Below are 21,849 nucleotides of genomic sequence, written 5' to 3' on the forward strand. Positions count from 1 at the left end.
CCGGGCGAAGAACCGCCAGGTCAGCCGTTGACCACGGCCCGGTCAGCCCTTGGCCACGAGCTGCACGTCGAGGTCGACCCGGACGCTGGAGCCGACCACCGCGATGCCCCGCGCCAGCATGGACTGCCAGTTGACCGTGAAGTCGTCCCGGTGCAGCTCGGTGGTGGCCCGGCAGGCGGCCCGTACCTCGCCCTCCATGCCGTTGCCGAGGCCGAGGTACTCGGTGTCCAGCGTGACCGTGCGCGTCACCCCGTGCAGCGACAGCGCGCCGGTGATCGCCCACCGGCTGCCGCCCCTGTGCACGAACCGTTCGCTGTAGAACTCCAGGGTCGGGAACCGCTGCACGTCGAGGAAGTCCGCCGACCGCAGATGGTCGTCCCGCATCCGCACCCCCGTGTCGATGGAGGCGGCGTCGATCACGACGTGCATCGCCGACCGCTCCACCCGCTCGCCGATCCGCACCGCCCCGGCGAAGGAGGTGAACTGTCCGTGGATCCGGGCCAGTCCGATGTGCCGCGCGGTGAACCCGATCGAGGAGTGCATGGGCTCGATCTCCCAGTCGCCCGGCGCGGGCGGCTCCGGCGGATGGGACACCTGGAGGGTCACGTCGCCCAGCGAGGCGAGGGAGTTCTCGCCGACCAGCGCGGTGGCCCGGTAGGGTGTGTAGCCCTCGGCCGACAGCGCGAGCCGGTACTCCCCCGCCGGCACCGTCGCGATGAACGTCCCGTAGGGGTCCGTGCCGCCGCACATGACCTTGCGGCCCATGGTGTCGCTGACCGTGAACTCGGCGCCCGCGACCGGCTCGTCGACCGGATCGACCACCCGGCAGCTGAGCACCCCGGCGCCCGGCGGTGTCCGCACCGCCACCAGGGGACTCGTCCGTTCCTTCTGGTTCGTCCGGTTACCCAGCCAGCGGCCGAACATCTACGACACCCCTGTACGCCTCGACATCACCTGCTGCCGAAGGTCCATTCGATCACTGGTGCGGCTTTCGGGGCAACACGGGCCCACATCGCGGGAATCCGGCCCATGCGCCGGAACTGATCCGAATTAGGGGTTCAGGTTCCGGTTTCGCACAGCCGGAACACAGCTCAGCTCGATCCCGAACCGCTCCCGGTAAGCCGCCAGCACCTCCTCGTCCGTCCCCAACTCCCCTGTCCCGCGCGCGCCGTCCGCGTCCGTCGTGGTCAGCGACCGCCCGCTGAGCGTGATCCGCCCTCCGTCGCCGGCGACCCGTGAGCAGACCAGCGACCCGGTGAAGTGCGACAGCGGCGAGGTGCTGTGCCACCAGGCGCCGGCCCTGAAGTCCGCGAGCACCCGGGGCCGCGTCTCCAGCCGGTACTGCGGCACTCCGTCCCGTACGACGTCCAGGTCCGGCTCCCCGGACCCCGCCGGGCCGTCGCCGCGCACCCCTGCCGCGTCCGGTGCCGCTTCCGCGATGCGGAACAGCCCGCCCGGATCCGCCTGCTCCCCGCGCTCGGCGAACCGCAGCGGGTAGTGGCTGTTCGCCCCGAACCCGACGTCGGCGAGCCAAACGTCCCCCTCCGCCGTCCGCACCCGCAGCGCGAGATGGTCGTACGGGACACCGAGCCGCCCCTCGTCCCCGTACACCCGCGCCGCGAGCAGCTCGACCTCGTAGCCGAGGGCGGTGAGCAGCGCGCCGAAGGCGCCGTTCAGTTCGTAGCAGAAGCCGCCCCGGCGCGCCCCGACCACCTTGTCCAGCAGCCGTTCCTCCTCCAGCGCGATCTCCTCGCCGAGGTGGACGGAGAGATTCTCGAAGGGAACGGTCCGCAGATGGTGCAGATGCAGCTCGCGCAGCGCCTCGCCGGTGGGCCGCTGCGGGCGCCCGGCCCCGATCCGGTGGAGGTAGGCGTCGACCTGGCGTGAGTTCATGCGCTCAGTCTCTCGTCACCCGCACCTCACCGCCCGGCCCTCCCGTCCCGCCGACCGCGAGGGAGCCGTCCCGGTCGGTGCGCAGCACGAGCGCGCCGCCCGCCCGCAGCGCGGCCAGGGTCGCCGGTGCCGGGTGGCCGTACGGGTTGCCGGCCCCGGCGGAGATCAGGGCCACCCGGGGCGCGACGAGCCGGATCAGGTCCGGGTCCTGGTAGGCCGAGCCGTGATGAGCCACCTTGAGCACGTCCACACCGGCCAGCTCCGCCGCCCGCGGGGACCTCAACAGCGCCTGCTGGGCCGGGGGTTCGAGGTCACCGAGCAGCAGCAGCCGCAGTCCGCCCGTGCGGACCAGCATCGCCACGCTGGCATCGTTCGGCCCGTCCGGCACCAGCGCCGATCCCGCGATCGTGCCCGGCCGTCCGGGGAGCCCCGGGTCCGGCGGCGCACCGCCACTCGGTGGGGGCCACAGCACCCGCCAGGCGAGCTGACCGGTGCGCCGCTCCTCCCCGGCCACGGCCCGCATGAGCGGGATGTGCCGTCTCGCCGCCTCCTTTCTGACGAACTCGGCCTGGTCGGCAGGCTCTTCCAAGCCGGTGGTCTCGATCGCGGCGACCGTGCGGCCCCGCAGCACACCGGTCAGTCCCGCGACGTGGTCCGCGTGGAAGTGGGTCAGGACGAGCAACGGGATCCGTGTGATGCCCAGCTGTCGCAGACAGCGGTCCACCGGCACCGGATCCGGTCCGGCGTCCACGACCACCCCGGCGCCGTCCCCCGCCGCCAGCACCGTCGCGTCGCCCTGTCCGACATCACACATCGCGAACCGCCAGCCGGGTGGCGGCCAGCCCGTTAGCACCCGGGTCAGCGGTGCCGGCCGGACCACCGCCAGCAGGAGCAGCAGCCCGAGCAGCCCGCACCACCACGGGTGCCGTGACAACCGCCGCCCGGCCAGGACGACGGCCACGGTGACGGCCGCGAGTGCCAGCGCCCCCGGCCGGCTCCCCGGCCAGTCCACGCCCGCGCCGGGCAGCGCCGCCCCGGTCCGGGCGACCCCGGCGATCCATCCCGCGGGCCAACTCGCGCACCACGCCAGCGCCGTGGCCACCGGCATCGCCACGGGTGCCGTCACCAGCGCCGCGAACCCCAGCACGGTCGCCGGTGCCACCGCCGCCTCGGCCAGCAGATTGCACGGCACCGCCACGAGGCTCACCCGGGCCGACAGCACCGCCACGACCGGCGCGCACACCGCCTGCGACGCGGCGGCCGCCGCCAGCGCCTCCGCGAGCCTCGCCGGCACCCCGCGCCGGTTCAGCGCCTCGCTCCAGCCCGGGGCCAGCACGAGCAGCGCGCCGGTGGCCAGCACGGAGAGCAGGAAGCCGTAACTCCGTGCCAGCCAGGGGTCGTAGAGCACCAGCAGCAGGACGGTCGTGGCCAGTGCCGGGACCAGGGATCTGCGGCGCCCGGTGGCCAGTGCGACCAGCGCGAGCGCGCCGCAGGCGGCGGCTCGCAGCACACTGGGGTCGGGGCGGCACACGACCACGAAACCCAGGGTGAGCGCCCCGGCGGCGAGCGCGGTCGCCCGCAGCGAGAGCCCCAGGCGCGGGGCCAGGCCGCGGCGTTCGGCCCGCTGGGCCAGCCCGGGCGGCCCGATGAGCAGCGCGAGCAGCACGGTGAGATTGCTGCCGGACACGGCGAGCGTGTGCGCCAGGTCGGTCTCCTTGAACGCCTCGTCCAGCTCGGGGGTGATCCGCGTGGTGTCCCCGACGACCAGCCCGGGCAGCAGCGCCCGCGCGTCCTCCGGCAGGCCGTCCGTCGCCGCCCGCAGCCCGGCTCTGAGCCGGCCCGCCAGCCGCTGTGACCCACTGGGCCCCGCGATGATCCGCGGGGGCCGCCCGCGCACCCGCAACACGGCCGCGGTCCGGTCGCCGCCCGTCAGCGCGGGCGCCAGCCGTCCGTCCAGCCGGAGCCGCGTGGACGGCAGCAGCCCGAGCCAGGCGGCCCGCGTCTCCTGGGCCCGCCGGGCGGCGGCCGCCGAGGTCGCCCCGGAGACCCCGCTCCCCGCCCCGCTCCCTTCCGCCGGGCCGTCCGCCGCACCGCTCCTTCCTCCGGCGCTCCCCTCCGGTGCCGGGACGTCCGCGTCGACGACCAGCAGCACCGGGCTCCGGGTCCGCACCCGGGTCCCGTCGCTCCGCTCGACGCCGCGCACCTGCGCGCGGGCCAGCACCGCCAGGGGTGCCGTGTGATCCCCGCGCACCTTCGGCCGGCTGAGCCAGGGGTCGCCGCTCACCTCGATCTCGGCGGTCACGGTCGCGAACCGCCGGGCCAGCTCGGGCACCGGCCCGCGCCGCACGTCGGCCCCGTGCAGCCCGGCGGAGACAGCGGCCGCGGCCACGCAGAGCAGCACGGCGGCGACCGAGGCCCGGGCCCATGCGAACCGCCTCGGCATCACCACAGCGCCGGCCCCGCGTGCCCACAGCAGCGCGGCGCCGCCCGCCAGGCAGATCCCTGCCGACGCGGCGGTCCAGCCGGCCGGTGCGTCCAGCGTCAGGGCCGCCGTGGCCCAGGCCGCGAGTGCGGGCGGCACGAGGCGCAGGTCCAGGGGCCCCGCCCGGTCGCCCCGGTCGCCGCGCGAGCTCCCCCGCGCCTCGCGCGATGCCTCCCGCCCCTCGGGTCCACGGCCCGCGGTGGTCCCGGGCGGTCCGGTGCCGGTCGCGCGGCTCATGGCCGTACCAGCTCGCGCAGGTCGCTGAAGCGGCGGTCGCCGATGCCGTTGACCTCGCGCAGTTCGTCCACCGAGCGGAAACCGCCGTGCTGGGTGCGGTAGTCGACGATGTGCCGGGCCAGCACCGGGCCGACCCCGGGCAGGGCGTCGAGCTGGTCCGCCGTGGCCGTGTTGAGGGAGACCGGGGCCGAGGGGACCGCGCCCGCCGCCGCGGAGGCCGGACCGCCCGCCGGACCGGGTGGTACCACCGCCGAGGCGGGCAGGCCGACGACGACCTGTTCGCCGTCGACCAGGAAGCGGGCCCGGTTGAGCCCCTCGACGCTCACGCCCGGACGGACCCCGCCGGCGGCCCGCAGCGCGTCGGCCACGCGGGAGCCGGCCGGCAGCCGCCGGATCCCCGGTTCCCGTACCTTGCCGCTGACGTCCACGACGATCTCCCCGCCCGGCGCCCCCGAGGCACCCGCGCTCACCCCCGCACTCGCCCCGACGCCCGCACCCGCCTTCGCGTTCTGCCCCTGCCCTTCTCTCCTCTTGGCGTACGGCGCCTCGGCACGCACCACCTGAGGGGCTTTCAGGGACTCGGGCCGCCCGGCCCAGAAGTGCTGGACGGCGAACACGGCGGCCGCCACGAGCAGCACCGTGAGCGCGACGACGCCCCGCCGCTCCACCCCGCACCGCGTCTGCAACCACACCGGCATCCGCTCCCGCACCGCCAGGCCCACCCGCTCCCGTACACCAGGAGGGGCGGGACCGCCGGGACCGGCGGGTGACAGCGGCTCCAACGGGTCCGTGGATTCGGCTGGTTCGGGGTCGAGCGTCGCCGTGGTCGGCGCCCGCACCTCCCCCTGCGGCGGCCCGTGGTCCGACCCCAGCCGCCGCACCGCTCGTTCGCCGAAGAGGAGTTCCGCTCGGCGGCGCAGTTCGTCTCCCGGCGGCGACGGGCGGAGACCGGCGCGACGGTGATACCGGACCCGCCCGTCCGACGCGGGCCCGCGGCCGGGTCCACTGCTCGCAGAGGTGATGCGCGTACGTGATCGAAGTGCCATGCGACGAGGATGGAACATCCCGCCGACTTGCGATGATCTTGGTCAATTCCCGGGTATTACCGCCCGGTTGTGGAAAACTCCGCCACCCGTATGAGTGAGACGGGAGACCCGTGCACCCGGGTCAGCGGGGCGAGACCACCGCTCCCAGCAGCCCCGGCCCGGTGTGTGCCCCGATCACCGCTCCGACCTCGCTGACATGCAGGTCGGCCAGGCCCGGCACCCGTGCCCGGAGCCGGTCGGCGAGGGCGGCGGCGCGCTCGGGGGCGGCGAGGTGATGGACGGCGATGTCGACGTCGGCGTCGCCCGCCCGCTCGGCGGTCAGCTCCTCCAGGCGGGCGATGGCCTTGGACGCCGTACGGACCTTCTCCAGCAGTTCGATACGGCCACCGTCCAGCTGGAGCAGGGGTTTGACGGCGAGGGCGGAGCCGAGGAGGGCCTGGGCGGCTCCGATGCGGCCGCCGCGGCGCAGGTAGTCGAGGGTGTCGACGTAGAAGTAGGCGGACGTGCCCGCGGCGCGTTTCTCCGCGGCCGTGACGGCCTCGTCCACCGTGCCGCCGGCCTCCGCGGTCTCGGCCGCGGAGAGCGCGCAGAAGCCAAGGGCCATGGCGACCATGCCGGTGTCCACCACCCGCACCGGCACCGGCGCTTCACGCGCCGCGAGGACCGCCGCGTCGTAGGTGCCGGACAGTTCGGCGGACAGGTGCAGCGAGACGATGCCGGCGGCGCCGGACGCGGCGACCCTGCGATAGGTCTCCGCGAACACCTCGGGACTCGGCCGGGACGTCGTGACCGGGCGGCGCTTCTGCAACGCCTGGGCGAGCGAGCGGGTCGAGATCTCCGTGCCCTCTTCGAGCGCCTCGTCACCGAGGACCACGGTCAGGGGTACCGCGGTGATGCCGTGACGCTCCATCGTCCGGGGCGGCAGGTAGGCCGTTGAATCGGTGACGATCGCGACATGGCGGGACATGAGCTGGAGGTTACCTGCCGTAGCGCGCACGCGGCAGCCCGGCCCCCGTCGAGGGGAACGCGGCGCTCCGCTCAGGCCGTGCTCTCCGGGCGGGGCTTCTTCTGCCAGGGGTAGGCGGGGCGGGGTGCCGGCGGGGTGATCGCCTGCGGAGCCGGGTCCTCGGCGGGACGGGAGCCCGGGGCCCAGGACTGGGTGTGCTGCGCCGCCCGGTCCTCGGCGACGGAGGCGTCGGGCCACGGCGTGGGCGGCGGCTGGGCCGGCCCGGCCGGCGTCCAGTGGCGCAGGGCGTCCGCCTCCAGGTCGATCTGGTCGCTGAGCGCGCCGAGATCGTCGTCGGAGAAGCGGCGGGCCCGGTCGCGCACGGCCCAGCGCAGGGAGTCCGCGGACTTGGTGATGCGCTCGGTACGGCCACGCAGCTCGGCCAGCCGCTCTTTGACCTCGGCCCGGTCGGGATCGGCCTCCAGCCGCCTGAGGTCGGCGTCCAGCTGATGCCCGTGCGCGCTGAGCCGCTCGAACAGGCCGAGGGACTCCTTCAGGGACTCGTCCTCGGCGGAGCCCGTGCGCAGCGCGTCCTGGGTGGCGCGCATCGACGTGCGCAGCGTGAGCCTCAGCTGCGCGATCTCGGCGGTGGGGCCGACCTGGACGAAGGACTTCGCGCGCAGGGTGTGGTCCTCGACCGTGCGCCGGGCCTGCTCGATCGTGCGGTCCACGCCGCGTTTGGCGGCGGTGATCGCCTTCACCGTGGCGTACGCGCCCAGGCCGATCAGCACCAGGAAGAGTAGGGCGAAGACGGCGATCACTGCTTCCACGACGCTCCTCCTCCGGCGGACGCGGCACTCACCGCCGCACTCTCCACGGTAAACGCCGCGGACAGGCCCGGAGTTCCGGAAGAACCCCGAACCTGCCCCGAGTCTCCCCGTAGGGGTCAGCGCCCGGACATCATCCCGTGACGATGTTCACCAGCTTCGGCGCGCGCACGATGACCTTGCGGACGGTCGCGCCGTCCAGTGCCCGCACGACGGCCTCGTCGGCCAGGGCGACCTTCTCCAGCTCCTCCTCGGAGGTCGCCGGTGCCACCTCCAGGCGGGCCTTGACCTTGCCCTTGATCTGCACGACGCAGGTCACGGTCTCGTCGACGACGTAACTCGGGTCGGCGACCGGGAAGTCCTGGTGGACGACCGAGTCGCTGTGGCCCAGCTTGCGCCACAGCTCCTCGGCGATGTGCGGGGCCAGCGGGGCCACCATCAGCACCAGCGACTCGGCGACCGGACGCGACACCGCGCCACCGGCCTTGGTCAGGTGGTTGTTCAGCTCGGTGACCTTGGCGATGGCGGTGTTGAAGCGCAGGTCCTCCAGGTCCTGGCCGACGCCGTCGATGGCCTTGTGCAGGGCACGCAGCGTGTCCTCGTCGGGGGCCGTGTCGACCACCGTGATCTCGCCGGTGTCCTCGTCGACGATGTTGCGCCACAGCCGCTGCAGCAGCCGGAACTGGCCGACCACCGCGCGCGTGTCCCACGGCCGGGAGACGTCCAGCGGGCCCATCGCCATCTCGTACAGGCGCAGGGTGTCGGCACCGTACTCGGCGGCGATCTCGTCCGGAGTCACCGCGTTCTTCAGGGACTTGCCCATCTTGCCCAGCAGGCGGCTGACCTGCTCGCCCTGGTAGTAGTAGGCGCCGTCGCGCTCCTCCACCTCGGCGGCCGGCACGGCGATGCCGCGGCTGTCGCGGTAGACGTAGGCCTGGATCATGCCCTGGTTGAACAGCTTGTGGAACGGCTCCGCGGAGGAGACGTGGCCCAGGTCGTACAGGACCTTGGACCAGAAGCGCGCGTACAGCAGGTGCAGCACGGCGTGCTCGGCGCCGCCGACGTACAGGTCGACACCGCCGTGCGGCTGGCCCGCGCGCGGGCCCATCCAGTACTGCTCGACCTCGGGGTCGACCAGCTTGTCGTCGTTGTGCGGGTCCAGGTAGCGGAACTCGTACCAGCAGGAGCCGGCCCAGTTGGGCATGGTGTTGGTCTCGCGGCGGTACTTCTTCGGCCCGTCGCCCAGGTCCAGGGTGACGTTGACCCATTCCTCGTTGCGCGACAGCGGCGTCTCGGGCTGGGTGTCGGCGTCGTCCGGGTCGAACGTGCGCGGGCTGTAGTCCTCGACCTCGGGCAGCTCCAGCGGCAGCATCGACTCGGGCAGCGCGTGGGCGGTGCCGTCCTCGTCGTAGACGATCGGGAAGGGCTCGCCCCAGTAGCGCTGGCGACTGAACAGCCAGTCGCGCAGGCGGAAGTTGACGGTTCCCTCGCCGATGCCCCGCTCCGCCATCCACGCGGTGATGCGGGCCTTGGCCTCGACGACGCCCAGGCCGTCCAGGGAGATGTCGTCGTTCGAAGAGTTGATGATCTTCGCGTCGTACGACCCGAAGGCGTTCTCCCAGGTCGACGTGTCCGTGCCACGGCCGTCGGTGGGCTCCACGACGCAGTGGATCGGCAGCTCGAAGGCGCGCGCGAACTCGAAGTCGCGCTGGTCGCCCGCGGGGACGGCCATGATCGCGCCGGTGCCGTAGCCCATCAGGACGTAGTCGGCGATGAAGACCGGGACCTGCTCGCCGTTGACGGGGTTGGTCGCGTACGCGCCGATGAAGACGCCGGTCTTGTCCTTGGCCTCGGCCTGGCGCTCGACGTCGGACTTCGAGGCGGCCTGCGCGCGGTAGGCGGCGACGGCCTCGGCCGGGGTGGCGTGACCGCCGGTCCACACCGCGTGCGTGCCCTCGGGCCAGGCGGCCGAGGTGAACTTCTCGACCAGCGGGTGCTCGGGCGCCAGCACCATGTAGGTCGCGCCGAACAGGGTGTCGGGGCGGGTGGTGAAGACCGTGATCTTCTCGCCGTCGATCGGGAAGTCGACGCGGGCGCCCTCACTGCGGCCGATCCAGTTGCGCTGCTGCAGCTTGATGGCCTCGGGCCAGTCCAGCTCCTCCAGGTCCTCCAGCAGCCGGTCGGCGTAGGCGGTGATGCGCATGTTCCACTGGCGCAGCTTGGCCTTGAAGACCGGGTAGTTGCCGCGCTCGGAGCGACCGTCGGCGGTGACCTCCTCGTTGGCCAGCACGGTGCCCAGGCCCGGGCACCAGTTCACGGGCGCGTCGGAGGCGTACGCCAGGCGGTACTCGCCCAGGACGTCGGCGCGTTCGCCGGTGCTCAGCTCGCTCCACGCGCGCGTGGAGCCCGGGACCGCACGCTCACCGGACTCGAACTGGGCGATCAGCTCGGCGATCGGGCGGGCCTTCCTCGCCTCCTCGTCGTACCAGGAGTTGAAGATCTGCAGGAAGATCCACTGGGTCCACCTGTAGTAGTCCGGGTCGATCGTGGCGAACGAGCGGCGCTTGTCGTGGCCCAGGCCCAGCCGGCGCAGCTGGGACTTCATGTTCTCGATGTTGGCCTCGGTGGAGACACGCGGGTGCGTGCCGGTCTGCACGGCGTACTGCTCGGCGGGCAGGCCGAAGGCGTCGAAGCCCAGGGTGTGCAGGACGTTGTGGCCGGTCATGCGCTGGAACCGGGCGTAGACGTCGGTGGCGATGTAGCCCAGCGGGTGGCCGACGTGCAGGCCCGCACCGGAGGGGTACGGGAACATGTCCATGATGAACTTCTTGGGCCGGGCGACGATCTCGGGGTCGCCCGCCAGGTCGCCCTTGGGGTTCGGGGCCGCGTAGGTGCCGTCGGCGTCCCAGAAGTCCTGCCAGCGTGCCTCGATGTCGGCTGCCATGGCGGCCGTGTAGCGGTGCGGCGCGACCTCCGCCGACGTGGCGGCGGCGGCAGCGGGGTTCGTCTCGCTCATGATCCTCAAAGCTCCATCGATCGTCTCTGCCTGCGGCTGTCCAAAGAAACGAAAAATCCCCTCGCACAGGAGGGGACGCCGCGCCGATGCCGACCTCACGGGTACGACCGGGGTCGGTGCTGATCAGCGCGGCCCGCTAAGCAGAAGGCGTACGGCACGCATGGCGTTAGGGTACCGCAGGCCCCGAGCGGGCCGCGACGGCCTTGAGCAAGCCGGGACGCGCGTCCGTATCCCTTGTGGACATGCCAGGAACCCGCCGGAACTGAACCAAGGTCAAGAAATACATCGCGTACTGTCCCCTAAGGGACACCGCCCAGTCATATTGCCCGTTGATAACAACGCAATAACTGAAACCCCGTACCGATCGGTATGGCGCCGCTTAGAGTTCGGCAGCGGGACCGCTTTCCCGAAACTGCTCGGAGTTGCCCCCATGAACCCTCGTCGTAGTACCAGCTCCCTCCCCAAACCGGGCCGCTCGGCCTACGGAGTGGCGACCGCCGTCGCCCTGCTGCTGATACCCGTCAGCGTGCTGGTCGGAGGCACCCAGTACGTCGATTTCCTGAACTTCGGCGCGGGCGTGATGTCCCTGGTCTCGCTCAGCTGCTCGGTGATCTGGGGCCTGTTCGCCCAGGACCGGATCTTCCTGAACATCCGGCAGCGGATCGTCGGCCAGGCGGTGCACCGCACGCTGGGGATCGCGTCGATCGCGTTCCTCCTGCTGCACATCGTCACGAAGATCGCGCTCGGCCACACGCAGGTGATCGCCGCGATCATTCCGTTCTCCCTCGGCATCACCGGAATCGGCGGCCTGATCGGACTGGGGTCGGTGGCGGGCCTTCTGATGATCTTCGTGGGTATCACCGGCGCCCTGCGCAGCAATTTCGCCACCCCGGCCCCGGTCGCCGCCCGCTGGCGCGCGATGCACATGCTGTCCTACCCGGCCTGGTGCGCGGCGCTGGTCCACGGCCTGTACGCGGGCCGTCCGGTGAAGAGCCCGTTCTTCACGTACGCGTACGCGCTGTCGCTGATCGCCGTCATGGCCGCCCTCGCGCTGCGCGCGGCCCCGCGCCCGGTCAAGCGCAGGGTCGCCGACCGTCTCGTGGCTCTGTTCGGCAGCTCGGAGCGGCCGGGACTCGACGAGCTGGACGCGAGCCGCTCCCGGGTCGCCGAGGCGGGCCTCGCGGGCTTCGGAAGCGCCCGCGAGCCCCGCGAGCCCGAGGCGACGGCGGCACCGCTGTACCAGACCCCCGCCGCCCCCTCCGGGCAGCCGGCGTCGGGGTTCGCGGCCGCCTACCGCGCGGTGTCCCCGCGCGGTGGCGCCCAGCAGCCGTTCGCGGCCGGCCAGACCGCCCGCATGGACCTGCCGCTGGACCTCCAGGCCACGGAGGCCCTCCCGCGCGTGGACGGCCCCTCCAGCACCTCGGGCAGCTGGCCGATCCCCTCCCCGCCGCCGGTCGGCGAGGCCCCGCCGTCCGCGTACGACCCGCTCCAGGACACCGGATTCAACATCCCGGTCTACGACAATCCGGGCACGTCCGGATACGGCGGAAGTGAGATGTACGACACCGGTGAGACAAACGGCCGGTATGACACGTACAACGCCAGTGACACGTACAACAACGGTCCCTCGACCGGACCGCTGCCCGGTTCGTCCTTCGACGCACCGGGTTCGGGCGAGTCCTGGAACACCCCGTCCGGAGGCTTTAAGTGAACGAGGCCCTGCCCGACGTCCCCGAGGTCCGCGTCGTCGGCCTTCCCCAGCTGACGTCGGGCTTCGACCTTGTGGAACGACTCGACCTGCCCATGCACCTGAAGGTGCACGGGCCGCTCGACCCCCTGGGCGGCGAACAGCTCGCCCAGCTCGCCGAGAACATCAACCTCAAGGGCCGCGGCGGCGCCGGCTTCCCCTTCCACAAGAAGCTGCGCTCGGTCGCCGAGTCGGCGATCAAGCGCGGGGTGCGGCCCGTCGTCGTGGTCAACGGCAGCGAGGACGAGCCGGCCTGCCGCAAGGACACGGTGCTGATCAACCGCGCCCCGCACCTGATCCTGGACGGCGCGCTGCTGTGCGCCGAGGCGCTCGGCGCGCGCACGCTCGTGATCGGCGTCACCCGCGAGTCGACCCAGCGCTCCATGGAGGCCGCGCTCGCCGAACGCGGGCTGAGCAACAGCCGTAGATCGGCGCTGCGCGCGTGGGTGCAGCGCAACCCCGTGCGCATGGTCACCGGCGCCGCCGCGTCGCTGATCCGCTCGGTCGACGGCGGCCCGGCGATCCCGCCCGGCCGCAAGATCAGCGCCTCGCAGAGCGGTGTCGGCGGGGCGCCCACGCTGCTGTCGAACGCCGAGACGTTCGCGCAGCTGGCCATCGCCGCCCGCATCGGCCCGGAGCGCTACGGCAACACCGGCCTGTACGACGAGCCCGGCACGGTCATGCTGACCGTGTCCGGAGCGGTGGCCCGCCCGATGGTCCTGGAGGTCCCCACGGGCGTGCCGCTGCGCTACGTGCTCCAGCTGGCGGGCGCCCCGCCGGTGCCGCAGGGCGTGCTGACCGGCGGCTACCACGGCAAGTGGATCGACGCGGCGACCGTCGACGAGGCGATCGTCTCGCGCAACTCCCTGGACGCGGTGGGCGGTTCGCTGGGCGCGGGCGCGATCCTGCCGATCAGCCAGGACACCTGCCCGCTGGGCGAGTCGCTGCGGGTGGCGCAGTGGCTGGCCGAGGAGAGCGCGGGCCAGTGCGGCCCCTGCTACCTCGGACTGCCCGCCGCCGCGCGCGGGATGGAGGACATTCTCAACGGCGGCGGACCGGCCGCCCTGGAGGCGCTCAAGCAGGTCGCGAAGAACGTCAAGCGCCGCGGGGCGTGTTCGCACCCGGACGGCTCGGCGATGTTCCTGGAGTCGACCATCAAGGCGTTCACCGACGACCTCGCCGCCCACGTCCTCGGCAACGGCTGCGGACGGCCCGTGGAAGGCGTTCTGCCGCTCTTCGAGGGCGGCAGGGCCCCTACGGGCATCCCGGGCGGCGCAGAGCCCGAGGAGACCGGCGCCAGCCGGCAGAAGATCTACGTCGACTGGACGCTGTGCCGGGGCCACGGGCTGTGCGCCGACATCCTGCCCGAGGTGTTCGAGCTGGGCGCCGACGGTTTCCCGACCGTCGCCCAGGCGCAGGTGCCGCGCTACGCCGAGGCCAAGGCGCTGCGCGCGGTGCGCCGCTGCCCGGCGCTCGCCCTGCGCCTGGAGGAGGACACGCGCGGCCAGGCGCCGTCGCGCAACCTGCCGGTTCTCTCGCAGGGCCGCGGCCGGCGGGCCCTGGGCCGCTGAGCGGACCCGCTCAACACGTCGAAGGCGGACCATCCTCGGGATGGTCCGCCTTCGACTTCTGTGGAGCTAAGGAGAATTGAACTCCTGACCTCCTGCATGCCATGCAGGCGCTCTACCAACTGAGCTATAGCCCCTTGTTTTGTTGTTTCGCCCGGTTCCCCCTGGCGACGTCGTAAACATTACAGGGCCGGAAGCGGAGCGCAAAATCGGTTTCGGGGCCGCTCCAATACGCTCATGTATGTCCGCTTTTGCGCTGTAGCTGTCAGGCCGTCACGAAGGAGTAGAACCGCTTGAGCGTGCAGTGCTCTTCGAGGAGGCGGCCGTAGATCGGCTCGCCCTCCAGCTCCCGGTACGTCTCGATCGGGTCGCCCTTTATGATCAGCGCCCGCGCGCATTCCTCGCACCAGTACTGGTAGTCGGGGTTGATCGGCTCCATGTCACGGACGATCGGCGTACCGCTGCCGCACCAGTCGCACTTTCGCCTGTGTGCACCCATCGATCAGCTCCAGCTGTGGCCGCAGGCCGTGCACACGTAGGAGATTCCGCCGTTGTCGCCGAGGACTTGGGCCACGTGCGCGGAACCGCAGGAAGGGCAGAGCAGCCGGGTCGTCGTGTTCCGTATCAATGCCGCACCGAGGAGGTCGCCGCCCTCCCCAAGGATGCTCGCAGGCATCGCTACTCCCTCCCGTCGGGCCGCGCCCCCTTCCGGCCGTTTGATTCTGCCACGGGAACGCCTCCGGAGGGGTATACGAGCACGGGACCCCGAGCGACTCAAAGGCCGCCGCCGACAAACAGAAGATCCCGCCCCCTCAGGGGACGGGATCTTCTCACCGATCTCTGACACTCGACAGAGTGTCGACCAGTGGAGCTAAGGAGAATTGAACTCCTGACCTCCTGCATGCCATGCAGGCGCTCTACCAACTGAGCTATAGCCCCTTGCGTTCTTCCCGCTCGGCGGGGCGAACAAGAAGAACTCTAGCCTGTGACCTGCCAGAAAGTGAAATCCGGGGTGCGCGAGCCCCGGCGGGTCGGCCGGCGGGTCAGTCGTCGTCGCCGAGGACGGGCTCCGGGAGGGTGCCGGCGTTGTGCTCCAGCAGGCGCCAGCCGCGGGCGCCCTCGCCCAGCACGGACCAGCAGCAGTTGGACAGACCGCCGAGGCTCTCCCAGTCCCGGGCCGCGAGCCCGAGGAGCCGGCCGATGGTGGTGCGGATGGTGCCGCCGTGGCTGACGACGACGAGCGTGCCGTCCTCGGGCAGCTTCTCGGCGTGCCGCAGCACGACGGGGGCGGCCCGGTCGGCGACCTCGGTCTCCAGCTCACCGCCGCCGCGGCGGACCGGCTCGCCGCGCTTCCACGCGGCGTACTCCGCGCCGTGGCGGGCGATGATCTCCTCGTGCGTCAGCCCCTGCCACACGCCCGCGTACGTCTCGCGCAGGCCCTCCTCGCGGGTGATGTCGAGGCCGGTGAGGGCGGCCAGCTCGGCGGCCGTGTGCGCCGCCCGCTGAAGGTCGGAGGAGACGATCGCGTCCGGCCCCAGGGAGGCCAGCAGCCGGGCGGCGCGGCGGGCCTGGCCGACGCCGGTCTCGGTCAGCGCGACGTCCGTGCTGCCCTGGAAACGGCGCTCGACGTTCCACGCGGTCTGGCCGTGCCGCCACAGGATGATGCGGCGGCCGCGGCCCTTGCGGTCGGTGACCTCGCCGGTGGCGCTCATCACCACTCCCCGCCCGGCCCCTGGTCGGCCTCGGCGGCCTGCTGCTTCGCGTGCTCCTCGGCCTTGCCGCGGGTGGCCTTGGCGTCGGCGGGCAGCTCCAGCTCGGGGCAGTCCTTCCACAGCCGCTCCAGGGCGTAGAAGACCCGCTCCTCGCTGTGCTGGACGTGGACGACGATGTCGACGTAGTCGAGCAGGATCCAGCGGGAGTCGCGGTCGCCCTCGCGGCGCACCGGCTTGGCGCCGAGTTCCTTCTGCAGGCGCTCCTCGATCTCGTCGACGATGGCCTTGACCTGGCGGTCGTTCGGCGCGGAGGCCAGCAGGAAGGCGTCCGTGATCGACAGCACGTCGCTGACGTCGTAGGCGATGACGTCGTGGGCGAGCTTGTCGGCCGCCGCCTGGGCGGCGGTCTGGATGAGCTCAAGGGAACGGTCAGTGGCGGTCACTACATGGCTTTCCGTCGGCGGTCGTTTGCCCTCAAGGGTCTCACGGACCGCCCGGGGCACCCCACGTGATTAAAGGGTCGCGCAGGGTGCCCCGGCCGGGAGGCGGCCGGTCAGGAGGCGGACGGTCGGTAGTCCTGGCCGAGTACGACCGAGACGTCGGCGCCCGAGGAGACCGTGCCCTTGGCCACGGCGCCGCTCGGCAGGCCGAGGGTCTTGGCGACCTCGGTGGCGTTCTGCTTATGGGAGGCGTCCGAGTAGAGCACCTTCGAGACGGCCTGGGTGCCGGTGGCGCTGCCGCCCTCCAGGAACGTGAAGCCGCCGTTGAGGAGCACCACGCGGGCCTTCTCCGTGTCGTCCTTCACACCGGTGGCGTTCTGCACGGAGACCCGGATCGCGGAGCCGGCGTCGGGGCTCTTCGCGGTGCCTCCGAGGATGTCCTTCACCACGCTGTCGCTGGTCTTCGCGCTCAGTGTGCCGTCGGTCTGCACGGGCAGCAGGGCGGTCTTGTAGGCGCCGCTCTTGGCGAGGTCGGAGAGCCTGGCGAGGAAGGTGCCGAGGTCCTTGTCGGTGAGCGGCGGGTCGAGGATCTGCGCCAGGGTCTGCACCGTGGTGATCGCCGCCGACGGGTCCGACGACAGCTTGCGCAGCGTGCCCTGCATGACCTGTCCGAACCGCTCCAGCTGGGCGTTCTCGTTCTCCCCCGGGGCACGGTAGGTGGCGTAGGCGACGGCCATCTTGCCGCTCAGCGTCTGCTGGCTGCCCTTGTGGACGAGCGGTTCGGCGCCGGCCTTCTTCGAGCTCGGGTCGGGCACGTCGGCGTTGGTGTCGATGTCGATGTTGCCGACCAGGTCGACCAGGTTCTGCAGGTAGGGGGTGTCGAGGCGCCAGGTGGCCTGGATGTTCGTGCCGAGGACGGTGCCGAGCTGGTCGCGGGTGCCGGAGGAGCCGTCGCCGTCCACCGACTTGGCGAGCGTCGTGGTGGCGCCCGAGTCGTCGCTCAGGGCGAGGTTGTTGGGCAGCAGCACGGTGCTGCCCTGCTTGGTGGTGGTGTTGTCGACCAGCAGCGCCGTGGACGTGCCGCCCTTGTCGGTGTTGTGCAGGTGGACGACGATCACGTCGCGCTTCTGGGCTCCGACGGGCGTGGCCGCGCCGGGCTTGGCGGCCGCGGAGGACAGGCCGGGCAGCTTTCCGGCGTACCAGAGGTAGCCGACACCGCCGACGGCGACCAGGGCGAGGACGACGACCAGGGCGATCAGCCGGCCGCGCGCGCGGCGCCTGGCCTCCTCGCGGCGTTCGGTGCGGTTCTCGGTGAAGTTCAGCCAGTCGATGACGTCCTCGGAGTCACCCTCCGGGTCCTCGACGAACGCGAACTGCTCGGTGCGGTAGTCCCGTTCGCCCCCGTCCCGGGTCTCCGCGTGCCGCTCCCCCGGCTCCCGCGGCCCCTGTGCCGGGCCGGGCTGGTGCGGGATGTGGGCGGTCTGTCCGGCCGCCCGGGGCTGCTGCCCGCCGGCCGCGGCCTGCCCGTAGGGGTCGTAGCCGGGCACCTGCTGGGTGCCGGTCCCGTACGGGTCGTACGGGCTCTGGGCGGCATAGGGGTCGTACGCCGGCTGCTGCCCCGAGTCGTAGGAGGGCACGGGCGGCTGCTGGCCGGTGGCGTAGGGGTCGTAGCCGTAGCCCTGGTGCTGGGCGTACGGGTCGTAGCCGGCCTGCTGGGTGTGCTGGGCCTGCTGCGCCGGGACCTGCCGGTAGACGGGCCGGCCGTACTCGTCGTAGCCGACGATCTCGTACGGGTCGGCGCCATAGCCGCCGTTGCCCGTGTCGTATCGGTCGTTCACCGGTGCCCCTCTCGGCTCACTCGCCGCGGTACAGCTCGCGCTTGGCGATGTAGCGCACGACTCCGTCCGGCACCATGTACCAGATGGGGTCTCCCTTCGCGACTCTCGCACGGCAGTCTGTGGAGGAGATGGCGAGCGCGGGAACCTCTACCAGCGAGGCGCCGCCCTCGGGAAGGCCGGGGTCGGTCAGGTGGTGGCCGGGCCGGGTGACGCCGACGAAGTGCGCGAGGGAGAACAGCTCCTCGCTGTCGTGCCAGGTCAGCAGCTGGGCGAGCGCGTCGGCACCGGTGATGAAGAACAGGTCGGTGTCGGGGTTGAGGGCCCTGAGGTCGCGCAGGGTGTCCACGGTGTAGGTCGGACCGCCACGGTCGATGTCGATGCGGCTGACGGAGAACTGGGGGTTCTCGGCGGTCGCGATGACCGTCATCAGGTAGCGGTCCTCGGCCGGGGAGACCTTGCGGTGGGACTTCTGCCACGGCTGGCCGGTGGGCACGAACACCACCTCGTCCAGCTGGAACTGCGCGGCGACCTCGCTGGCCGCCACCAGGTGTCCGTGGTGGATCGGGTCAAACGTTCCACCCATGACGCCCAGGCGTCGCTTGCCCGTGTGCACGGGGCCGGTAGGCATGTCCTGCTCTCCCATGCGTGCAGACCCTACCGGCCCGGCCTCAGAGGTCCCGCCGGGGACGGGGTTCCGGCTCAGCGGTCGCGGTTGAACCGCGTGGTGATCCACAGCAGGAGCAGCAGGATGACGAAGGCGCCGCCGCCGGTGATGGCCGGGTTGAGGCTGTTGTGGTGGCCGCCCTCGGCTTCGGCGAGGGTGACCATCTGGGCTGCGGCGCTGTGAAGGCTCATCTTCGGCAGGACCTAACGCGTGTGGGCGGGATAAAGATGTCGGCTCATCGTATGCGGGCGGTCCGGCGACGATCACGCCGACTCCGCCGTTGGGGTCCGGCGGGGAACTTTCGCCGCCGCTCAGTCGTCCTTGCGCTTGTAGCCCCTGAGTAGGAACCAGGCGGTCAGCGCGCAGCCCAGGACCATCACGACCAGAACGACGCGGAGCAGATTCCCCGACCCGTGCTGCTGGGCGGCGCTGGTGGCGGCCTCGGTCAGCCAGGCGGCTGCGGGGTGGTGATCCATCGGTGGACTCCTTCGGCTGTACTGCCCGTCCACGGTATCTCCGCCTAGGCTGGGCCCTGCCTCGGGGGCACAGTGGGCACTCACACGCACTTGGGGGAAGACATGTCCGACGACGGCCAGCAGACCGGGCACGAGCGCGTGCCGAGCAGGCAGCGCAGGCGCTTCCCGGGGATCTCCTCGCGTGCCTACGAGCATCCGGCCGACCGCTCGGCCCTGGTCGCGCTGCGCAAGCTGAGCGGATTCGACACGGTCTTCAAGGCGCTCAGCGGGCTGCTGCCCGAGCGGAGCCTGAGGCTGCTGTTCCTGTCCGACTCGGTCCGCGTCTCCGAGCGGCAGTTCCAGCATCTGCACGACATGCTGCTGGACGCCTGTTACATCCTGGACCTGGAGAAGGTCCCGCCGATGTACGTCAACCAGGACCCGCAGCCGAACGCCATGTGCATCGGCCTGGACGAGCCGATCATCGTGGTCACGACGGGCCTCGTGGAGCTCCTCGACGAGGAGGAGATGCGCGCGGTCGTCGGCCACGAGGTGGGCCACGCCCTGTCCGGCCACGCCGTGTACCGCACGATCCTGCTCTTCCTGACCAACCTCGCCCTGAAGGTCGCCTGGATCCCGCTGGGCAACTTCGCGATCATGGCGATCATCACGGCCCTGCGGGAGTGGTTCCGCAAGTCGGAGCTGTCCGCGGACCGCGCGGGTCTGCTGGTGGGCCAGGACGCACAGGCCTCGATGCGCGGCCTGATGAAGATCGCGGGCGGCAACCACCTGCACGAGATGAACGTGGACGCCTTCCTGGAGCAGGCCGAGGAGTACGACGCCGCGGGCGATCTGCGCGACTCGGTGCTGAAGATCCTGAACGTGCTGCCCCGCTCGCACCCGTTCGCCGCCGTACGGGCGGCCGAGCTGAAGAAGTGGTCCGAGTCCCGGGACTTCCAGCGGATCATGGACGGCCACTACGCACACCGCGACGAGGACAAGGACACCTCGGTCAGCGACTCCTTCCGCGAGTCGGCGGCCGCCTACGCGAGCGACGTCAAGACCTCCAAGGACCCGCTGATGAAGCTGGTCTCGGACCTCGCGGGCGGCGCGGGCGACCTGGGCGGCCGGGTGCGGCGCGGCTTCGACGGCTTCAAGAGCGGCCCGCCTACGGCGCAGGAGGGGCCGACGGACGAGGAGTAGCCAGGGTCCCGCACAGCGCCGCCGGGCTGTCCGTGGCGAACGGGTCGGTGCCCGCCGGGCCCCCGCTGCGGGCCGTCTGCCCGGCCAGCAGCGGCCGCAGATAGGCCGAGGAGTCCTCGGCGCAGGCGAGGGGACCCGCCTGGACGTACGACGTGAGCAGCTGGACCTGGTGGGTGCGCAGGTCGTCGCGGGTGAAGCTGAAGGTCAGCTCGCGGCGCACGGTGAACAGGGAGACCCGCGCACCGGCCGGGGCGCCGGTGGGCCGCAGTGCGTAGACCAGGGTGTGGTCGGCGGTGACCTCCAGCGTGTCCGCGTCGGCCTCGACGGCCTGGAGGTCGCCCTGGACCCGGATCCGGTCGTCGGCGAGCTGGGTGCGGGCGGGGTCGAAGCGGACCACCCAGCCGGTGGCGGCGTGCCGCCCGTCGGCCGCCGGACGGGCGAAGCTCTGGTCGAACTGGTCGAGCTGGTCGGCGTCGACAAGGGCCCGGGCGGGGGCGATCTGACGGCCGGTCAGCACCTCGGGGTAGAGCGCGGAGCGCACGATGTAGTCCTTGGCGCTGGTGAGCGCGGTGACCACCTGGCTGTCGGCGAAGTGGACGGTGCCGCGCGCGGCCGGCAGCGGGATCCCCTCGGCGCCGACCTCGAACTGGGCGGCGGGGCTGTGCGCGTACAGGCTCTCGGCGTCGGCCCCGCCGGGCACCTCGGCCGTCGGGGCGAGCGGGATCACCGTGGTCCGCAGGGGTTCGGCGGAGCGCCGGACCTGCGGGGAGCCGTAGGGATGGCGCACGCTCATGTAGACCGCGGTGCCCATGGCGACGGCGAACAGCACGACGAGGACCAGCAACTGCCGGTGCAGGCCGCGGTGCAGGGGCGGGCGGCGGCGTACGGCCGGCGTGTGGTCGGCCATCCGCTCCTCGGCGGAGTACTCCTGGAGGCGGGCAGCGCGGACGAACGACTCGTCGAACACGACGGATCGGTACTCGTCCTCGCCACCTGCGGGGCCGCCCTCGGGTGTCCCCTCCGGTGGGTCTCCTGGCCCGCCCATACCTTCAGGGTAGGTCGCAGGGACCTCAGGTAAACGCCCTGGTACACGACAACTTCTGACAGGTTCTCACCAAGGGGCGGGCGGGTGCGCTCAGGGAGTGCGCGGCGTGGCCGAGGCGACCGGCTGGCCGGTGTCGGCGGAGACGGAGGGTGCGGCGGCGCCGCCCTGTTCCACACCGGTCGAGGCGGGGGCGGGCACCCGGTCGCGGGCGCCGGAGGAGCCGCCGCGGTAGACCGCGGCGAAGGCGAGGGCGACCATGCCTATGCCCATCACGACGGCGAGCACCCAGGCCACGGGGCGGTGCCAGCGGACCTGTCTGCCGTGGGCGCCGAAGGGGCCGTCGCCGTCGTCGAGGACGTAGAGGTCGTCCAGGTCGTCGTCGCGATCTTGGCCGGGATCGGTGCCCTCGGGGGCGTACGTGTCGTCGTAGCGCTCGCCGCGGGCGCGGGCACGGCGGGCCTCCGCCTCGGAGGCCTCGGCTCTCGCCTGCGCGGCGGCGAGGAGGCGCTCCACGGCGGTCGGTTCATGGACCGTGGCCGCCAGCACGAAGGCCTCGTCGAAGACCACGGAGGCGAACTCTTCGTCCGACACCCCGCGGTCGTGGTCGTCGTCGGGCTCCCAGCCGTCAGAGAACGGCGTGCCCCCCACGTCCTCCGGCACACGTCCAGAGTAGACCTGAGGGGTCAATTTGGGCAGACGGTAGGGAAATTCGTCTGACTGGTGAGACGCC

At 72.1% G+C, this 21,849-nt stretch carries 20 protein-coding genes and 2 tRNA genes; 3 read left to right on the forward strand and 19 right to left on the reverse strand.

Annotated elements, in window-relative coordinates:
* Positions 1 to 42: 42 nt before the first annotated feature.
* The 7 genes from ACZ4MF_RS35285 to leuS all read right to left on the reverse strand — a co-directional run bounded on the left by ACZ4MF_RS35285 (position 43) and on the right by leuS (position 10,447).
* Positions 43 to 924 carry a YceI family protein gene (locus ACZ4MF_RS35285; RefSeq protein ID WP_467496598.1) on the reverse strand — a complete coding sequence of 294 codons (882 nt, stop codon included), beginning with the start codon at positions 922 to 924 and terminating at the stop codon, positions 43 to 45.
* A 126-nt stretch (positions 925 to 1,050) separates the two neighbouring features.
* Entirely contained in the window at positions 1,051 to 1,893 is an 843-nt protein-coding gene (locus ACZ4MF_RS35290) for an arylamine N-acetyltransferase family protein (protein ID WP_467496600.1), read from the reverse strand.
* A 4-nt stretch (positions 1,894 to 1,897) separates the two neighbouring features.
* The gene (locus tag ACZ4MF_RS35295; RefSeq protein WP_467496602.1) at positions 1,898 to 4,612 is read right to left on the reverse strand and encodes a ComEC/Rec2 family competence protein; all 2,715 of its coding nucleotides are present in this window, start codon (positions 4,610 to 4,612) and stop codon (positions 1,898 to 1,900) included.
* Positions 4,609 to 5,658: a ComEA family DNA-binding protein gene (locus tag ACZ4MF_RS35300; protein ID WP_467496604.1), complete on the reverse strand. Its 1,050-nt coding sequence runs from the start codon at positions 5,656 to 5,658 to the stop codon at positions 4,609 to 4,611. Before ACZ4MF_RS35300 ends, ACZ4MF_RS35295 begins: the two co-directional genes overlap by 4 nt.
* A gap of 121 nt (positions 5,659 to 5,779) precedes the next feature.
* Complete coding sequence (locus ACZ4MF_RS35305) at positions 5,780 to 6,625, reverse strand: DegV family protein (protein WP_356037562.1); 846 nt, start codon at positions 6,623 to 6,625, stop codon at positions 5,780 to 5,782.
* Positions 6,626 to 6,696: 71 nt separating this feature from the next.
* Entirely contained in the window at positions 6,697 to 7,434 is a 738-nt protein-coding gene (locus ACZ4MF_RS35310; RefSeq protein WP_467496606.1) for a hypothetical protein, read from the reverse strand.
* 130 nt (positions 7,435 to 7,564) lie between these two features.
* Positions 7,565 to 10,447 (reverse strand): leucine--tRNA ligase, encoded by a 2,883-nt coding sequence (gene leuS / locus ACZ4MF_RS35315; protein WP_467496608.1) that lies wholly within the window; start codon positions 10,445 to 10,447, stop codon positions 7,565 to 7,567.
* 430 nt (positions 10,448 to 10,877) lie between these two features.
* Between leuS and ACZ4MF_RS35320 the strand changes: the two genes are divergently transcribed.
* Positions 10,878 to 12,158, forward strand: coding sequence for a cytochrome b/b6 domain-containing protein (locus ACZ4MF_RS35320; protein WP_467496610.1), 1,281 nt, complete (start codon positions 10,878 to 10,880; stop codon positions 12,156 to 12,158).
* Positions 12,155 to 13,765: an NADH-ubiquinone oxidoreductase-F iron-sulfur binding region domain-containing protein gene (locus ACZ4MF_RS35325; RefSeq protein WP_467496612.1), complete on the forward strand. Its 1,611-nt coding sequence runs from the start codon at positions 12,155 to 12,157 to the stop codon at positions 13,763 to 13,765. Before ACZ4MF_RS35320 ends, ACZ4MF_RS35325 begins: the two co-directional genes overlap by 4 nt.
* A gap of 61 nt (positions 13,766 to 13,826) precedes the next feature.
* Here the strand turns inward: ACZ4MF_RS35325 and ACZ4MF_RS35330 are convergent.
* From ACZ4MF_RS35330 to ACZ4MF_RS35375, 10 genes are all read right to left on the reverse strand, one after another.
* A tRNA-Ala gene (locus ACZ4MF_RS35330) sits at positions 13,827 to 13,899 on the reverse strand.
* 128 nt (positions 13,900 to 14,027) lie between these two features.
* Entirely contained in the window at positions 14,028 to 14,261 is a 234-nt protein-coding gene (locus tag ACZ4MF_RS35335; protein WP_006136074.1) for a hypothetical protein, read from the reverse strand.
* 3 nt (positions 14,262 to 14,264) lie between these two features.
* Positions 14,265 to 14,438 carry a hypothetical protein gene (locus ACZ4MF_RS35340; protein WP_225100930.1) on the reverse strand — a complete coding sequence of 58 codons (174 nt, stop codon included), beginning with the start codon at positions 14,436 to 14,438 and terminating at the stop codon, positions 14,265 to 14,267.
* Between the two features lie 190 nt (positions 14,439 to 14,628).
* Positions 14,629 to 14,701: transfer RNA gene (locus ACZ4MF_RS35345), tRNA-Ala, on the reverse strand.
* A 104-nt stretch (positions 14,702 to 14,805) separates the two neighbouring features.
* Positions 14,806 to 15,474, reverse strand: coding sequence for a histidine phosphatase family protein (locus ACZ4MF_RS35350; RefSeq protein ID WP_356039563.1), 669 nt, complete (start codon positions 15,472 to 15,474; stop codon positions 14,806 to 14,808).
* Complete coding sequence (gene rsfS, locus ACZ4MF_RS35355; RefSeq protein WP_467496616.1) at positions 15,474 to 15,917, reverse strand: ribosome silencing factor; 444 nt, start codon at positions 15,915 to 15,917, stop codon at positions 15,474 to 15,476. The genes ACZ4MF_RS35350 and rsfS overlap by 1 nt, the downstream gene beginning before the upstream one ends.
* Before the next feature lie 110 nt (positions 15,918 to 16,027).
* Positions 16,028 to 17,752 (reverse strand): LCP family protein, encoded by a 1,725-nt coding sequence (locus ACZ4MF_RS35360; protein ID WP_467496618.1) that lies wholly within the window; start codon positions 17,750 to 17,752, stop codon positions 16,028 to 16,030.
* Between the two features lie 16 nt (positions 17,753 to 17,768).
* Complete coding sequence (nadD, locus tag ACZ4MF_RS35365; protein ID WP_071371006.1) at positions 17,769 to 18,395, reverse strand: nicotinate-nucleotide adenylyltransferase; 627 nt, start codon at positions 18,393 to 18,395, stop codon at positions 17,769 to 17,771.
* A 56-nt stretch (positions 18,396 to 18,451) separates the two neighbouring features.
* Positions 18,452 to 18,607 (reverse strand): hypothetical protein, encoded by a 156-nt coding sequence (locus ACZ4MF_RS35370; protein ID WP_467496621.1) that lies wholly within the window; start codon positions 18,605 to 18,607, stop codon positions 18,452 to 18,454.
* A 120-nt stretch (positions 18,608 to 18,727) separates the two neighbouring features.
* Complete coding sequence (locus ACZ4MF_RS35375; protein WP_467496623.1) at positions 18,728 to 18,892, reverse strand: hypothetical protein; 165 nt, start codon at positions 18,890 to 18,892, stop codon at positions 18,728 to 18,730.
* A 102-nt stretch (positions 18,893 to 18,994) separates the two neighbouring features.
* On the opposite strand from ACZ4MF_RS35375, the gene ACZ4MF_RS35380 reads away from it, so the two are divergent.
* Positions 18,995 to 20,074 (forward strand): M48 family metallopeptidase, encoded by a 1,080-nt coding sequence (locus tag ACZ4MF_RS35380; RefSeq protein ID WP_467496625.1) that lies wholly within the window; start codon positions 18,995 to 18,997, stop codon positions 20,072 to 20,074.
* On the opposite strand, the gene ACZ4MF_RS35385 is transcribed toward ACZ4MF_RS35380, so the two are convergent.
* Both ACZ4MF_RS35385 and ACZ4MF_RS35390 read right to left on the reverse strand, forming a co-directional pair.
* The gene (locus ACZ4MF_RS35385) at positions 20,040 to 21,119 is read right to left on the reverse strand and encodes an SCO2583 family membrane protein (RefSeq protein WP_467496627.1); all 1,080 of its coding nucleotides are present in this window, start codon (positions 21,117 to 21,119) and stop codon (positions 20,040 to 20,042) included. The genes ACZ4MF_RS35380 and ACZ4MF_RS35385 overlap by 35 nt on opposite strands.
* A 90-nt stretch (positions 21,120 to 21,209) precedes the next feature.
* Complete coding sequence (locus tag ACZ4MF_RS35390) at positions 21,210 to 21,779, reverse strand: SCO2584 family spore wall biosynthesis protein (RefSeq protein ID WP_467496629.1); 570 nt, start codon at positions 21,777 to 21,779, stop codon at positions 21,210 to 21,212.
* Positions 21,780 to 21,849 lie beyond the last annotated feature (70 nt).

The organism is Streptomyces sp. NPDC025793 (assembly GCF_055558375.1).

Excerpts from the sequence above, each read along its gene's own strand:
- ACZ4MF_RS35285 (WP_467496598.1), bottom strand. The coding sequence starts at position 924 with ATGTTCGGCCGCTGGCTGGGTAACCGGACGAACCAGAAGGAACGGACG.
- ACZ4MF_RS35290 (WP_467496600.1), bottom strand. The coding sequence starts at position 1,893 with ATGAACTCACGCCAGGTCGACGCCTACCTCCACCGGATCGGGGCCGGG.
- ACZ4MF_RS35295 (WP_467496602.1), bottom strand. The coding sequence starts at position 4,612 with ATGAGCCGCGCGACCGGCACCGGACCGCCCGGGACCACCGCGGGCCGT.
- ACZ4MF_RS35300 (WP_467496604.1), bottom strand. The coding sequence starts at position 5,658 with ATGGCACTTCGATCACGTACGCGCATCACCTCTGCGAGCAGTGGACCC.
- ACZ4MF_RS35305 (WP_356037562.1), bottom strand. The coding sequence starts at position 6,625 with ATGTCCCGCCATGTCGCGATCGTCACCGATTCAACGGCCTACCTGCCG.
- leuS (WP_467496608.1), bottom strand. The coding sequence starts at position 10,447 with ATGAGCGAGACGAACCCCGCTGCCGCCGCCGCCACGTCGGCGGAGGTC.
- ACZ4MF_RS35320 (WP_467496610.1), top strand. The coding sequence starts at position 10,878 with ATGAACCCTCGTCGTAGTACCAGCTCCCTCCCCAAACCGGGCCGCTCG.
- ACZ4MF_RS35335 (WP_006136074.1), bottom strand. The coding sequence starts at position 14,261 with ATGGGTGCACACAGGCGAAAGTGCGACTGGTGCGGCAGCGGTACGCCG.
- ACZ4MF_RS35340 (WP_225100930.1), bottom strand. The coding sequence starts at position 14,438 with ATGCCTGCGAGCATCCTTGGGGAGGGCGGCGACCTCCTCGGTGCGGCA.
- ACZ4MF_RS35350 (WP_356039563.1), bottom strand. The coding sequence starts at position 15,474 with ATGAGCGCCACCGGCGAGGTCACCGACCGCAAGGGCCGCGGCCGCCGC.
- nadD (WP_071371006.1), bottom strand. The coding sequence starts at position 18,395 with ATGGGAGAGCAGGACATGCCTACCGGCCCCGTGCACACGGGCAAGCGA.
- ACZ4MF_RS35370 (WP_467496621.1), bottom strand. The coding sequence starts at position 18,607 with ATGAGCCTTCACAGCGCCGCAGCCCAGATGGTCACCCTCGCCGAAGCC.
- ACZ4MF_RS35375 (WP_467496623.1), bottom strand. The coding sequence starts at position 18,892 with ATGGATCACCACCCCGCAGCCGCCTGGCTGACCGAGGCCGCCACCAGC.
- ACZ4MF_RS35380 (WP_467496625.1), top strand. The coding sequence starts at position 18,995 with ATGTCCGACGACGGCCAGCAGACCGGGCACGAGCGCGTGCCGAGCAGG.
- ACZ4MF_RS35385 (WP_467496627.1), bottom strand. The coding sequence starts at position 21,119 with ATGGGCGGGCCAGGAGACCCACCGGAGGGGACACCCGAGGGCGGCCCC.